Raw genomic sequence first — 15,128 nt, 5'->3', positions numbered from 1 at the left:
GCTGGGCCATAGTAGTAAAATTATATTAGCGATTCTCTAATCGATTATAATCGAACATTCCATATTCTATCCCACGATACTTTTTAGCTGTATCGTGCAATATATCGCTGTATTGCCAAAACTGTGGATGAGTACGTCGAATACCAAACTTAGATTTCAAAGCACCATAATCGGCTTCTATTTGCATCATAGGCAATTGCTCGGCAAAAGCATTTACTTGCTGCTCGTTATTTAAATACCAAATAGCTGCGGGGTAATCACCGATAAAGCCAGGAACAATAGTCGCGGTATCTTCTTCATAAGCACGTTGACCATCTTCGTTTAGTAAACTAGAAATATTGTAGTGCGCATTATGGTGAATAATAGTGTAGCCCTTATGGCTATCATCTTTTTGCTTTACAAGTACAAAGGAAAGCTGAGGTAACAAGTTTACCGCTTTTGCTGGCATGTTACTTACTACATTTAACGGCTTTGGTACTTCAGTGTAGTTGTATCTTTCACTTAAAACTGGCGCTAAGGCTTCTTTCATCAAAGTATATAGCTCATGCTGTGGATCATCAGTTTTATAGTTAATACCACTTGGCTGACTAAATTCTCGGTTATTTTTAAAGAACTTAGATAAGTCAGGTGGTGAGTTACGATACCACTGCTTTTTGATTTGATTACGTTTAGCCTCAGGTAACAATGCTAAAAAGTTTTGCTCTCCCTCTAAACGTAAAAAATCCATATATAGGCGTGTCACTAATTGATGGCCTATATTTCCGTACACATCAAAGCCTGCTACAAGCAAATAGTGAATACGCTCAAACAAAGCATAATCTAATATCCAGGTGGTTTTAGGCTCTTGACCAATAAAACCTTTAACTACAGTTGCACTATCAAAATGGCGGAAAATAGTTAGTGCCGCATTTTTATTATGCCCATCACCTTTCCAAAGTAAGCCTGTTGTAAGGTGCTCACCACCTTTGAACATTTTGTTAGCCAACTCTACTTTCGCCTGTAAATACTTTTTCTCGCGAACTGAATATTTAACCCAGCTAGAAATGGGTAAGGCATTACTTTCCTCAGCGGCAGGAAGCTCTAATGCCTCTTCATGTTGCATTAGCATTTCCCCTACAGCCGGAGTCGCTACTTTATTAGGATCAGCAAAAGCCACCCAAAAATGATCGTTTATAACATTTAAAGCAATCTGACCACGACAAACAGGCCCTTTTATAAAGCCCATAATAATTAACTCTGCCTCATCAAGCATAAATTGATACTTAGAATTAATTGGAATAACTTCGAAAGTTTTAAAAGGGTTAGATGCTGCCTTAGCCTCATAACTCGGCATTTGCGTAACCGTATAATCTGGTGCAATAAACTGCTCATATAAACGCAGTAACTTAGCTTCATTAAGCTCAAGAGGTAAATGTGTTTTAGAAAGTATGGTTGTACGCTCTTGCATAAAACGATAATAAACACGGCTAACTTTAGGGTCATCGTATGGGCGACGCGTGTTAATTAACTTTATTTCCTCACCAGGAGGCGTACTTGAGCGAACTAGTTTGAAAAAGCTTTGTGGGTTTTCTGAAGTAAAATAAATATGTGCTAAAAACCAATGCTCATAAATATACCGTGCTGATAACTGATACTTTAAGCTATCTTGATTTAAAAATGCTTCCCAGCCCGCTATTTTATTCTGATCATATTTACTCGGTGGCTGAATATGTGACATTTTACCACCACCTTTAAGCCAGTTCTGTAAATGATTAAACTCTTCACGCGAAACACCAGGTAAACCATAAGGCATGCCGCCATGAGGTTGATCATTTGCCAATTGATCAAACTCACCCATTGTTGCGCAGGTTTGCGAACGCGCTAACGAAAAGTCGAACTCATCATCTAGCACTTCATTTACTGGCAATTCATGGCTTTGCTTTAGCACCAGGCTATTAAATAACACACTGCCCGCTAAGTTAGCTTCTTCACTTTGCACGCGCTCATTTAGCACTGGCGTAAAGTTTTTTTCTCGCCATTGCTGAGTATTAGTTGCATCAAATAATAAACGGCTTGGGGTCGTTGCCAATAAACGAGTTCCATCGTAAACGAGCTCTTTACTCAAACCTCGATCAATACCTTCAGGGGATGAGAGCTTAAGCTGGCATGGTGCATCGTAACAACCATGACAAACTACGCAGCGGGTATCGAGTACAGGTTTTACATTTTGTAAAAAATCAGCACCAGCACCTGTTGTATGAGGCACCATTCTCTCTTGTGTTTGTTCAGGTCCAAAAAGATCATCGTAGTGAGCATTTCCCAAATATGCACAACCACTTAAAATAATGAGTACTATCGTACTTATTAGTATTTTTCTCATTCGTCGTCCTCATCACCTAAATCAAAGGTGGGCATCATATCCATTTGAGGAGAAACGAATGTATTCTGACCTTCAGTATTCAAAACAATACTTAAAAGAGGACCATGCGTTAATGTTATCTGCGCATCGTGCTCTTGATCTAATATAGCTAGGTACAGAGGATTAGTTATAAGCAACTCATAACCGCTAACAGTAATAGCGACACTGCTATCTTCACTTGGGTTCTGGCAAATTTGAGCAAGTAACTCATCATCAAGTCCAATTGATATTTCAAAATCAGGCTGCTCTAAGTCTCTATTACTTAATGATTCATCTAATAGAAATAAAGGGAGGGTTAAATTACTATCTTGTTCAAATTCCATTGCGTTCTCTGCACTTTCTGACGATTTAATTGACGAGTATTATATCAAACTAGCGAGCAAATTAACGCTAAAGCTAATGTAACTGTGTTTAAACGTCATCCATAACAGATTCGATCACCGAAAATGCAGCACCTTGAGGGTCGCATATAACACTAAAACGACCAACATCGGGGATATCTGTTGCAGGAACACATACTTGTCCACCTAAGCTAGCGGCTTTGCTAACAATTACATCGCAACTCTCTACTGCAAAATAAATCATCCAATGAGCAGGGGTATCATCAGGCCATTCACTTGTCATTTCAAGCATACCGGCAATTGGTTGTCCATCGACTAAAAATAAAATGTAGTCCATCCCTTCCATAGGCTTTATTTCGCTTTCCCAGCCTAGTAAAGCACAGTAAAAGTCTCGACTTACTTTACTATCTCTTGTTGCTAACTCATGCCAATAAGGCGTATTTAATTCACCTAAGTGCTTACAACCTGTATGCTCATTCCCCTGCCATAGTGCAACAGTTGCGCCTACTGGATCTTTTAGCATAAGCATGCGACCTGCATTCATAACATCATGAGGGCCGGCAATAACTTCAGCACCCAGTTCTTTTGCTTTTAGCGCACAATCATCAACATTATCGACGGCAATGTAAGCCAACCAATGACTTGGGATACCTGCACTAATTTGCTCTTTAGGCATTTCGTACATTGCAGCGATATCATCACCTTGCTTTTGTAGCATGGTGTAGTATATGTTCTCTCCAATAGGTTGATCGTCATGCCCCCAATCAAATAATGATGTATAAAACGCCTTACCGTCTTTCCAATTGTGCGTACAAAGCTCTGACCAACAAAAAATACCATGCGGATGGTTTTCAACTTTACTCATGATTAAGCCCTTATTATTCTAATTTTACCTAAACGAACTCTGTCACATTTTATAAACGAGATAATGGAACAGACTATAAATTGAGATTAGAGCAATAACTAAGCGGAGTCGATAAAAGAAGGGCAAAAATTCGTTATTCAGGTGTTTCATATTTGAGGTTTTTAACGCAGTTAGGGTCAGATTTAATCCCTCAAATTGATTAAATATTATTGCTGATCGATATAAATTATTTACTAAGAAGTCCTTCGCTCTAGAGGAATACCTAAATCACTTTTCTGCCGATGTAAAAAAGCCCGACTATTTCTAGTCGGGCTCTCTACAATTTGAAGTCGGTGCGCTACGTAGTAGGATGTCGTAGTGCCCACAGCGGTGGGGAGCCACAGTGAAATGCTACACTCTCTTTGTGTCGGGAGTCGCTACGCTCGCCCGACCTACGTGATGGGTGTTGATGTGAGTGTGTGTTAATTGCGCGTATTTTACTTTTCTGCAGACGTAAAAAAGCCCGACTATTTCTAGTCGGGCTCTCTACAATTTTAAGCCTGGTAATGTCCTACTTTCACATAGCAAATGCTACACTATCATCGGCGCTGTTTCGTTTCACTACTGAGTTCGGCATGGAATCAGGTGGGTCCAAAACGCTATTGTCACCAAGCAAATTTGGGCGTTAATTCGTATTTCTACGCATTAACTGAATTTGGAAAATATCTGATAATATTTTTTAAGTCGTTCTAAATAATGTCTACTTTAGTTATATTAACTTCTTCGCTTGTTTCACTATCACATAAAACGCGTTTGGCGTTGTATGGTTAAGCCTCACGGGTAATTAGTACAAGTTAGCTTAATGGCTCACACCACTTCCACATCTTGCCTATCAACGTTGTAGTCTTCAACGGCCCTTCAGAGACTTTAAAAGTCTAGTGAGAACTCATCTCGAGGCCTGCTTCGCGCTTAGATGCTTTCAGCGCTTATCAGTTCCGAACGTAGCTACCGGGCAATGCCATTGGCATGACAACCCGAACACCAGCGGTTCGTTCACTCCGGTCCTCTCGTACTAGGAGCAACCCCTCTCAATTCTCAAACGCCCACGGCAGATAGGGACCGAACTGTCTCACGACGTTCTAAACCCAGCTCGCGTACCACTTTAAATGGCGAACAGCCATACCCTTGGGACCGACTTCAGCCCCAGGATGTGATGAGCCGACATCGAGGTGCCAAACACCGCCGTCGATATGAACTCTTGGGCGGTATCAGCCTGTTATCCCCGGAGTACCTTTTATCCGTTGAGCGATGGCCCTTCCATTCAGAACCACCGGATCACTATGACCTACTTTCGTACCTGCTCGACGTGTCTGTCTCGCAGTTAAGCTGGCTTCTACCATTACACTAACCGTACGATGTCCGACCGTACTTAGCCAACCTTCGTGCTCCTCCGTTACTCTTTAGGAGGAGACCGCCCCAGTCAAACTACCCACCAGGCACTGTCCGTAACCCCGATTCAGGGGCCAACGTTAGAACATCAAAACTACAAGGGTGGTATTTCAAGGACGACTCCACAACAACTAGCGTCGCTGCTTCAAAGTCTCCCACCTATCCTACACATGTAGGTTCAATGTTCAGTGCCAAGCTGTAGTAAAGGTTCACGGGGTCTTTCCGTCTAGCCGCGGGTACACAGCATCTTCACTGCGATTTCAATTTCACTGAGTCTCGGGTGGAGACAGCGTGGCCATGGTTACACCATTCGTGCAGGTCGGAACTTACCCGACAAGGAATTTCGCTACCTTAGGACCGTTATAGTTACGGCCGCCGTTTACCGGGGCTTCGATCAAGAGCTTCTCCCTAAGGATAACCCCATCAATTAACCTTCCGGCACCGGGCAGGTGTCACACCGTATACGTCATCTTGCGATTTTGCACAGTGCTGTGTTTTTAATAAACAGTCCCAGCCACCTGGTCACTGCGGCTCCCGTCCGCTTAGAGAGCAAGTCTCATCACAGATAGGAGCGTACCTTCTCCCGAAGTTACGGTACGATTTTGCCTAGTTCCTTCACCCGAGTTCTCTCAAGCGCCTTAGTATTCTCTACCTGACCACCTGTGTCGGTTTGGGGTACGATTCCATATAATCTGAAGCTTAGAGGCTTTTCCTGGAAGTATGGCATCAGCAACTTCATCACCGTAGTGACTCGTCTCGTGTCTCAGGTTTAATGTTTGTCCGGATTTACCTAAACAAACGCCCTACTCACTTTCACATAGACTACCAACGCTATGCTTGCTTAGCCTGCTCCGTCCCCCCATCGCAATTATATCGAGTACAGAAATATTAATCTGTTTCCCATCGACTACGCCTTTCGGCCTCGCCTTAGGGGTCGACTTACCCTACCCTGATTAACATGGGATAGGAACCCTTGGTCTTCCGGCGTGGGAGTTTTTCACTCCCATTATCGTTACTCATGTCAGCATTCGCACTTCTGATACGTCCAGCATACCTCCCGGTACACCTTCAACCGCTTACAGAACGCTCCCCTACCACTCAGAATAAATTCTGAATCCGCAGCTTCGGTGCATAGTTTAGCCCCGTTACATCTTCCGCGCAGACCGACTCGACCAGTGAGCTATTACGCTTTCTTTAAAGGATGGCTGCTTCTAAGCCAACCTCCTGGCTGTCTGGGCCTTTCCACATCGTTTCCCACTTAACTATGACTTTGGGACCTTAGCTGGCGGTCTGGGTTGTTTCCCTCTTCACGACGGACGTTAGCACCCGCCGTGTGTCTCCCGGATATTACTTTACGGTATTCGGAGTTTGCAAAGGGTTGGTAAGTCGGGATGACCCCCTAGCCTTAACAGTGCTCTACCCCCGTAAGTATTCGTCCGAGGCTCTACCTAAATAGATTTCGGGGAGAACCAGCTATCTCCCGGTTTGATTAGCCTTTCACTCCTAGCCACAGGTCATCCCCTAACTTTTCAACGTTAGTGGGTTCGGTCCTCCAGTTGATGTTACTCAACCTTCAACCTGCCCATGGCTAGATCACCGGGTTTCGGGTCTATACCTTGCAACTAGTCGCCCAGTTAAGACTCGGTTTCCCTACGGCTACCCTATTCGGTTAACCTCGCTACAAAATATAAGTCGCTGACCCATTATACAAAAGGTACGCAGTCACCCAACAAGTGGGCTCCTACTGCTTGTACGTACACGGTTTCAGGTTCTATTTCACTCCCCTCACAGGGGTTCTTTTCGCCTTTCCCTCACGGTACTGGTTCACTATCGGTCAGTTGGGAGTATTTAGCCTTAGATGATGGTCCACCTATATTCAGTCAAAGTTTCACGTGCTCCGACCTACTCGATTTCACTTAAAATGTCTTTTCATGTACGGGACTATCACCCTGTATCGTGGCACTTTCCAGAGCCTTCCATTAACACATAATAAGCTTAAGGGCTGTTCCGATTTCGCTCGCCGCTACTTTCGGAATCTCGGTTGATTTCTTTTCCTACGGGTACTTAGATGTTTCAGTTCTCCGCGTTCGCCTCGTTAACCTATGTATTCAGTTAACGATACCTGCAAGCAGGTGGGTTTCCCCATTCGGAAATCCTAGTCTCAAGCGCTTTTTACTAGCTTGACTAGGCTTATCGCAAGTTAATACGTCCTTCATCGCCTCCAACTGCCAAGGCATCCACCGTGTACGCTTAGTCACTTAACCATACAACCCAAACGGGTCTTTGTTTTGTGACAGTTTAACTTCGCCAGAAGTTAATATTGAATACTAAAGTAGATACCAATCAATCAACTCAAAGAGTTAATTAAATGGCACTGAATGGTACTGCTACCATTCTTTTTTTACTTTTGAAAACTCTTGATAAATACAATGTATCTATCAGAATTTTATTATCAGCTTTTCCAAATTTTTAAAGAGCAAGAGATACAAAAACCTCTCAAAATTAAACACACTCTATTCTCAGGCGGTTAATGGCCCGATAAAGAATATTTATTTTTAAGAAGTAAAAGTGGTGGAGCTAAGCAGGATCGAACTGCTGACCTCCTGCGTGCAAGGCAGGCGCTCTCCCAGCTGAGCTATAGCCCCACATATGCTGGTACTTACTGTTTTAACCATCTTCTTGATTAGACAAGAAGTGGTGGGTCTGAGTAGATTTGAACTACCGACCTCACCCTTATCAGGGGTGCGCTCTAACCAGCTGAGCTACAGACCCAAAACAATAAGTGTTGTTCTCTTTACAATAACAATCATCTGTGTGGACACTACGAACAAATAAGTTCTAAATCGTATAAGGAGGTGATCCAGCCCCAGGTTCCCCTAGGGCTACCTTGTTACGACTTCACCCCAGTCATGAATCACTCCGTGGTAAACGTCCTCCCGAGGGTTAGACTATCTACTTCTGGAGCAACCCACTCCCATGGTGTGACGGGCGGTGTGTACAAGGCCCGGGAACGTATTCACCGCGTCATTCTGATACGCGATTACTAGCGATTCCGACTTCATGGAGTCGAGTTGCAGACTCCAATCCGGACTACGACGCACTTTAAGTGATTCGCTTACTCTCGCGAGTTCGCAGCACTCTGTATGCGCCATTGTAGCACGTGTGTAGCCCTACACGTAAGGGCCATGATGACTTGACGTCGTCCCCACCTTCCTCCGGTTTATCACCGGCAGTCTCCTTAGAGTTCTCAGCATTACCTGCTAGCAACTAAGGATAGGGGTTGCGCTCGTTGCGGGACTTAACCCAACATCTCACAACACGAGCTGACGACAGCCATGCAGCACCTGTATCAGAGTTCCCGAAGGCACCAAACCATCTCTGGTAAGTTCTCTGTATGTCAAGTGTAGGTAAGGTTCTTCGCGTTGCATCGAATTAAACCACATGCTCCACCGCTTGTGCGGGCCCCCGTCAATTCATTTGAGTTTTAACCTTGCGGCCGTACTCCCCAGGCGGTCTACTTAATGCGTTAGCTTTGAAAAACAGAACCGAGGCTCCGAGCTTCTAGTAGACATCGTTTACGGCGTGGACTACCGGGGTATCTAATCCCGTTTGCTCCCCACGCTTTCGTACATGAGCGTCAGTGTTGACCCAGGTGGCTGCCTTCGCCATCGGTATTCCTTCAGATCTCTACGCATTTCACCGCTACACCTGAAATTCTACCACCCTCTATCACACTCTAGTTTGCCAGTTCGAAATGCAGTTCCCAGGTTGAGCCCGGGGCTTTCACATCTCGCTTAACAAACCGCCTGCGTACGCTTTACGCCCAGTAATTCCGATTAACGCTCGCACCCTCCGTATTACCGCGGCTGCTGGCACGGAGTTAGCCGGTGCTTCTTCTGTCAGTAACGTCACAGCTAGCAGGTATTAACTACTAACCTTTCCTCCTGACTGAAAGTGCTTTACAACCCGAAGGCCTTCTTCACACACGCGGCATGGCTGCATCAGGCTTGCGCCCATTGTGCAATATTCCCCACTGCTGCCTCCCGTAGGAGTCTGGGCCGTGTCTCAGTCCCAGTGTGGCTGATCATCCTCTCAAACCAGCTAGGGATCGTCGCCTTGGTGAGCCATTACCTCACCAACTAGCTAATCCCACTTGGGCCAATCTAAAGGCGAGAGCCGAAGCCCCCTTTGGTCCGTAGACATTATGCGGTATTAGCAGTCGTTTCCAACTGTTGTCCCCCACCTCAAGGCATGTTCCCAAGCATTACTCACCCGTCCGCCGCTCGTCAGCAAAGTAGCAAGCTACTCTCTGTTACCGCTCGACTTGCATGTGTTAGGCCTGCCGCCAGCGTTCAATCTGAGCCATGATCAAACTCTTCAATTAAAAAGTTTTATGTCTTTCGACAGCTCAATGAATTCTGAATTTTTTAATATCTTTCGATATTGAATTGACTGTGCCGAATAATTACCGAAATAACTATTCTGTTGGTCACTCAGTTTTCAATTGAGACTCTAATTTGTTTGCCTCATTACTTGTTCAATAAAGAACGAAGTAGCTTGGCTGTTAGAACTCAATCTGTACGAGTGCCCACACAGATGATTGCTTTATATTGTTAAAGAACGTTTTGAGTCGCTTTGGCGCCTCAAGGGATGCGTATAATACATCCTTTATTTTTCGAGTCAACACTTTGTTTTAAACTTTCTTTTTTGAAGATTTAAAACCGAAGTTTTATTTAACTCTCTAAGTAGTTCGCGTCTCGCTAGGCGTTGACGTTTCCCGTCTCAGTGGGGTCGCATTATAGGGAGATCCGAAAACAGATCAACCCTTTTTTTAGATCTTTTTACTGTTCGAACAAAAATAGAACAAAACCACGTAAAACCACATGAAAACCCGTCTAAGATGATGCTTTTTTATGCTCTTATTTATTATTTAATACAAATATCATTGCTATGTTTGATTTAGGCGTTAAGATAGCAAGTTCACAATGTTAAATTAATGTTTATTTCCTGTTTATTGGTAGATCTAAAATGAAATTACCCGATCAAAAATCTTTTATCTTCTCTGTTATTCTTGCTGTAGTTGGTTTTGTTGTTGTTGAGTTTGCTTTAGGCGGCTTAGCTTTAAACCCTGCATTACTATTTGGTGCTGGTTTATTAATAGGTGCGATTGCTATTGCTGCAATATCATCTGATGTGACTGAAGAAGCTGAAGTTAAAACAAAAACGCTTTATGTTGGTAACCTTCCTTATCGTGCAAACGAAGGTGTGGTTCGTGCATTATTTGAAGAACAAGGCAAAGTATTCAATGTTCGTTTATTAAAGGATAAGAATACTGGCAAACGTCGTGGATTTGGTTTTGTTGAAATGGCGCAAGCTGATGCAGACAATGCAATTGATAACTTGAACGATAGCGAGTTCCAACAACGTACTTTAAAGGTACGTGAAGCAAAACAAAAACAAGAAGATGATTCTAATGCTCTACGTACTGAGACGGATCAGTCAGTGTAACTAGCTTTACCGCTAGCTTATTGCTAAACACATCAGCCGTTGCATAATATTGCAGCGGCTTTTTTATGTCTGTTTGTTTATCCACACATAAGTTAAGTTGGTTAAGTAGGAAGTTGACTCTATTTGCTATCGCTACACCTGAATCAAGTAATTTTACATTCCCTTCAAAGTACTGACTAATCGGCCCTGCTAATATCGGAAAGTGCGTACACCCTAGTACAAGTACATCTATAGTTTTATCTATATGTAGTTCATCAAGTACTTGATACAATTTATTTGTATCGAAAGAACCTGTAAAAAAGCATTCCTCAGCTAACGTTACTAATTCAACACTGCTATAAAGGTTAACGATTACATTACGTGCATGTTCAGCAATTAATGTTTTTGTGTATGAACTGGCGACCGTTGCCGGTGTGGCTAACAAGCCAATATGATTTGAGCGTGTTAATTCTGCCGCAGGCTTTATTGCTGGCACAACACCTACAATAGGAATATCCGTAATTTGGCGAACAGCGCTGAGTGCAGATGTAGAAGCGGTGTTACACGCTATTACAATTAAATCGACGTTAAGCGTGTTGGCTTTGATGAAATGAATAAGTGAACATAATCGGTTAATTATAGTTTGTTGGGACTGAGCACCATAAGGTAGTAATGCATTATCCATAAAATAGCTGTACTGAGCATTGGGGATACTTTGCTTGATATGTTCAAGTACAGTAGTTCCACCAATACCTGAATCAAAGACCATTATATGCGCTGACAAACTACCGTTCCTACTTTACTTTAAGATCGGCAGTTTGCCATGAGGTTTTTATAAAAGAAAGTAGTTTAACTTTGCGTGGCTTCTAAATCAGTAAGCCTGTCGGCTGCTGAATTTAACTGATTAAGGTTTTCGAACATAGACTTTGTATAATCTACTAACTTATCTATTTGTTCCTGATCTTGATTTAACCATTGGAGAATGCCAGCTAGCTGATTTTGTAATCCAAGCTCACCCGCTTTTTCAAAAGCATTTTTAAGGTCGTCATTAAAAGGGGCTAACCCCTCTGCTACTTGTTTTTCTGGTGCTGGTTTATATTCTTCATAGCTTTTAACTGTTGCTATTGTTTTTGTTTGGCGTAAATCCATAGAAAAAGCCACCAGCTGATCGCTGTCTAAACTCAGCTCTTGCGCTTGTTCAAATGCTTCATCTAAATCACCACCAAAAAAGGTTTTACTTAAATCTTGTAAGTCTTCCATCATCGCATTAATAGCTTCTTGCTCTTGCTCGTTTAAGTCACCATTTACCGACATCGAAAATGATACCTGTCGAGATTGCGATGATGAGCTTGCAAACGACTCACTATTACTGTTTTGCTGATAGCCACTTGCCGATTGAGATTCAAATGCATCAGCAAAGCTAATACTTACCTCATCGCCTTCTGCGGTAGTGAATTTATACTCTGCATTGCTAGTCATACTGACATATTGAGCCTGGCTTATATTTACGCTGGCAGGTTGTGGGTTAAATAACGACTCTTCAAACTTATCCAGCCCATTGTAAATTCCCTCTTTGGACTTATTAATGCCCTCTTCCATGTCATCATTAAATACGCCAGTACCTTTGAGTTCATCAACAGCGTCATCAATCCCTATTTGGACTCCTTTGCGCGCATCGCCTAGCATATCTTTGAGCTTTTCGTCATCAGCGCCGTTAGCTTTTGCTTTATTTACAGCACTACTTACAAAATCGAGTACGTTTTTTACTATTTCATCAAAATCAAATAGTGGTTTATCTGCTTTTTTTTCTGCGATAGGTAATCCAAGCTGCTCAGCCATTTTATCGCCAAGCACCTTTGCAGCCAACTCTCGGCCTCGTTGTTGATAGCTATCTTGAGGAGACGTAATTGTAGGTTGCTGTATATCAGCTTTATTATTGAATTTATTGATGTTGTTGTTTGGCGTAAAGCCATAATTACCTATTTTCATGATTCGTCTCCTAAGCGTGCGTAGTTTATTATCGGCTATAACAACAAAAACTAAAGTACAATGTTCAATAAAACAGCATAAATGCTAGCCAAAACTAGACAAATACGCAGCGCTCCCTACAATAGCGCCGATAAACAGATCTTAGATAAGGTAGTAGCGTTAATGGCAGTTATTAAAATAGATACCACACAGTACCAAGCGCAGTTAAGTGAAAAAGAGCAGCGTATTAGTGCGCAGTTTCAACGTTTTGGTGTGGAGCAATTAGAAGTATTTAGCTCAGAGCCAACTAACTACCGCCAACGTGCTGAATTTAGAGTATGGCACGACGGTGACGATCTGTTTCACATTATGTTTGATCAACAAACAAAAGAAAAAATCCGTGTTGATACATTTGATCCAGCAGCGCCTCTAGTAGGTGAAATAATGCAGGTGATGATTGAGAATCTTAAGCCTTGTGAAATATTACGCCGTAAGTTATTTCAAATCGATTACCTATCAACGCTAAGCGGTGAAATTTTAGTAAGCTTGCTTTATCACAAACCACTGGATGATGAATGGTTAAGTGAAATTAAAGCACTGAAAGAAAAGCTTAGCAGTAAATACAAAATTGACTTTATAGGCCGTGCTCGCAAACAAAAAGAAGTGCTGGGTGATGACTTTGTAACTGAGCGTTTAACAGTTAATGGTCAAGAGCTTATTTATCAACAAGTAGAAAATAGCTTTACTCAGCCTAATGCAAAAGTAAATATTAATATGCTGGAGTGGGCGCAAGATTTATGTAAACCACTTAAAAATGATTTATTAGAACTGTATTGCGGTAACGGTAACTTTTCAATTGCATTAGCGGGCTGTTTTAATAAAGTATTAGCGACGGAAATATCAAAATCATCTGTTCACTCTGCTCAATACAACATTGCTAAAAACAACGTAGAAAACTTAGATATTATTCGTATGTCGAGTGAAGAGTTTACTCAAGCAATGAATGGCGAGCGTACTTTTTCGCGTTTAGAAGGGATTGATTTAAAAAGCTATGATTGCCAAACCATATTAGTTGATCCACCACGCGCGGGCATGGATGAATTAACGTGTGACTTAGTGGCTAATTACGAAAACATAATTTATATATCCTGTAATCCTGAAACTCTTGAGCGTGACCTTGATCACTTAACACGTACGCATAACGTTAAGCGCTTTGCTATATTTGATCAGTTCCCTTATACGCATCACATTGAGTCGGGCGTTTTCTTACAGCGCAAATAAATACGCTCAGTAAACGTTACCCATAAAAAAGCTCCTTAAGGAGCTTTTTTTGTTTTAGCTAAACTTACTTGTTAGCTAGGTAATTTATTAATTTGCTAATGTCTTCAGGTTTAGTAATACCCGACTCACGACCTAGGTTTAATTTGTACTTACCATTTACAATAAAGGTAGGTACGCCACGTAGTGCGCCTTTTTCTTTAAAGTAGTCTTGATCGCGTTTCATTTTAGAGCTCAGCGTACGTACCGAGAAGCTTTTAAACAGCTTATCAAACTTATCACCATCAACGCCCTGCGCTACAAATATATCTTTTACATCTGCAAGCTCATTAAATTTAGCGCGCTTTGTATGGATATGATTAAAGATTGCAGAAATAATCTGATCTTTTTGTGGAAGCACTTCAGCTGTCGCCAGTGCTTGGCTCATCATCTGTTGGTTTTCTGGGTCACGTACACCTACAAAATCAACATGGCTCTTTTTAAATTTAACGTTTTTATCAAGCTTAGGCTTAAACTCACCAATTAGTGCTTCCATGTTATTACATGCAGGGCAGTAAAATGAGAAGAACTCTTTAACCTCTGGCTTTTTAGTTGCACGCTCAGAAACTACGTCGTAATGCACGCCTTCTTCATACGTTGCTGCAAAGCTTGTTGCTGCCATAGGAAGTAATATTGCAAGCAAACCTGCTTTAACTAATTTAATCATTATTATACTCCGAAATTTATAGTGCTAATAAAAACGCTACTAACTCATCAAGTTCTTTTTGATTTTTGATGGTGTTGAGGTTTATTTTATATTTATCGTTAACAATAAAAGTAGGTACACCTGTAAGTGCGCCTAATTTTGAATATTTATTCTGTTTGTTTTGCATTGCTTGCTCAGCTGAAATAACAGGCATGCTTGCAATCTCTTGATCAAATGTTGCGCTATCAATACCATTTACTTCAAGTAATTTTTTAACGTCTTTCATTTCAGTTAATGGTGCACGTTGAACATGGATACTTTTAAAAATTTGATCGCTAATACTTTGCGCCTGACCATGCTGCTTAGCAATTAAGTAAGCAAAGCTTAAATTACTTTGTGCTTGTGGTGACACGCCACCTAAAAAGTTAACGTGGTTTTTAATAAACTCAGCGCCTTCTGGCAAGCCTTTTTCAATTGCTTTTGCTACTGGTTCAAACTTAAAGCAATGTGGACAGTAAAATGAGAAAAACTCAGTTACTTGCGGTGACTTGCTTTTGTCTACATCTATAACAGTGTATTGATTATCAACTTCAAACTGTGCAGCAAGTGCTGCAAATGGTAAACATAAAAGCAATAAACTCAGTTTTAATTTTTTAAGCATTTGTATCTCGTTGTACT

General features: G+C 41.8%; 9 protein-coding genes, 2 tRNA genes and 3 rRNA genes. 2 read left to right on the top strand and 12 right to left on the bottom strand.

Annotated elements, in window-relative coordinates; genetic code table 11:
- Positions 1-25: 25 nt before the first annotated feature.
- The 8 genes from RB214_RS01610 to RB214_RS01575 form a co-directional block, all read right to left on the bottom strand.
- Positions 26-2,359, bottom strand: a complete 2,334-nt coding sequence (locus RB214_RS01610) for a fatty acid cis/trans isomerase (protein WP_309168081.1) — start codon at positions 2,357-2,359, stop codon at positions 26-28.
- A complete protein-coding gene (locus RB214_RS01605) occupies positions 2,356-2,721 on the bottom strand; it encodes a hypothetical protein (protein ID WP_002959878.1) in 366 nt (121 codons plus the stop codon). Before RB214_RS01605 ends, RB214_RS01610 begins: the two co-directional genes overlap by 4 nt.
- 88 nt (positions 2,722-2,809) lie before the next feature.
- Positions 2,810-3,604 (bottom strand): VOC family protein, encoded by a 795-nt coding sequence (locus tag RB214_RS01600; protein ID WP_165742830.1) that lies wholly within the window; start codon positions 3,602-3,604, stop codon positions 2,810-2,812.
- Between the two features lie 537 nt (positions 3,605-4,141).
- Positions 4,142-4,256 (bottom strand): 5S ribosomal RNA (gene rrf / locus RB214_RS01595).
- Between the two features lie 150 nt (positions 4,257-4,406).
- Positions 4,407-7,296: ribosomal RNA gene (locus tag RB214_RS01590) — 23S ribosomal RNA — on the bottom strand.
- Between the two features lie 305 nt (positions 7,297-7,601).
- A tRNA-Ala gene (locus tag RB214_RS01585) sits at positions 7,602-7,677 on the bottom strand.
- Positions 7,678-7,727: 50 nt separating this feature from the next.
- Positions 7,728-7,804: transfer RNA gene (locus tag RB214_RS01580), tRNA-Ile, on the bottom strand.
- A gap of 76 nt (positions 7,805-7,880) precedes the next feature.
- Positions 7,881-9,416, bottom strand: a 16S ribosomal RNA gene (locus RB214_RS01575).
- The 16S, 23S and 5S rRNA genes sit together here with 2 tRNA genes alongside, the layout of an rRNA operon.
- Positions 9,417-10,060: 644 nt before the next feature.
- On the opposite strand from RB214_RS01575, the gene RB214_RS01570 reads away from it, so the two are divergent.
- Complete coding sequence (locus tag RB214_RS01570) at positions 10,061-10,540, top strand: RNA-binding protein (protein ID WP_165744580.1); 480 nt, start codon at positions 10,061-10,063, stop codon at positions 10,538-10,540.
- On the opposite strand, the gene murI is transcribed toward RB214_RS01570, so the two are convergent.
- Both murI and RB214_RS01560 read right to left on the bottom strand, forming a co-directional pair.
- Complete coding sequence (gene murI, locus RB214_RS01565; protein WP_197099180.1) at positions 10,503-11,303, bottom strand: glutamate racemase; 801 nt, start codon at positions 11,301-11,303, stop codon at positions 10,503-10,505. The two genes, RB214_RS01570 and murI, sit on opposite strands and share 38 nt — an antisense overlap.
- 65 nt (positions 11,304-11,368) lie before the next feature.
- Entirely contained in the window at positions 11,369-12,508 is a 1,140-nt protein-coding gene (locus tag RB214_RS01560) for a DUF5610 domain-containing protein (RefSeq protein ID WP_182197436.1), read from the bottom strand.
- Between the two features lie 162 nt (positions 12,509-12,670).
- On the opposite strand from RB214_RS01560, the gene trmA reads away from it, so the two are divergent.
- Positions 12,671-13,768, top strand: coding sequence for a tRNA (uridine(54)-C5)-methyltransferase TrmA (gene trmA, locus RB214_RS01555; protein WP_294120299.1), 1,098 nt, complete (start codon positions 12,671-12,673; stop codon positions 13,766-13,768).
- Positions 13,769-13,832: 64 nt separating this feature from the next.
- Here trmA and RB214_RS01550 read toward each other — a convergent pair whose 3' ends face one another.
- Entirely contained in the window at positions 13,833-14,471 is a 639-nt protein-coding gene (locus RB214_RS01550) for a thiol:disulfide interchange protein DsbA/DsbL (protein WP_002962055.1), read from the bottom strand.
- A 16-nt stretch (positions 14,472-14,487) separates the two neighbouring features.
- Positions 14,488-15,111: a thiol:disulfide interchange protein DsbA/DsbL gene (locus RB214_RS01545; RefSeq protein WP_002962054.1), complete on the bottom strand. Its 624-nt coding sequence runs from the start codon at positions 15,109-15,111 to the stop codon at positions 14,488-14,490.
- Between the last annotated feature and the right edge of the window lie 17 nt (positions 15,112-15,128).

The organism is Pseudoalteromonas sp. HL-AS1, from assembly GCF_031198785.1.
In the GTDB taxonomy this organism is placed as follows: domain Bacteria; phylum Pseudomonadota; class Gammaproteobacteria; order Enterobacterales; family Alteromonadaceae; genus Pseudoalteromonas; species Pseudoalteromonas distincta.
The sequence above is the reverse complement of the archived record's forward strand: the minus strand, read 5'-3'. Positions and strand labels throughout refer to the sequence as shown.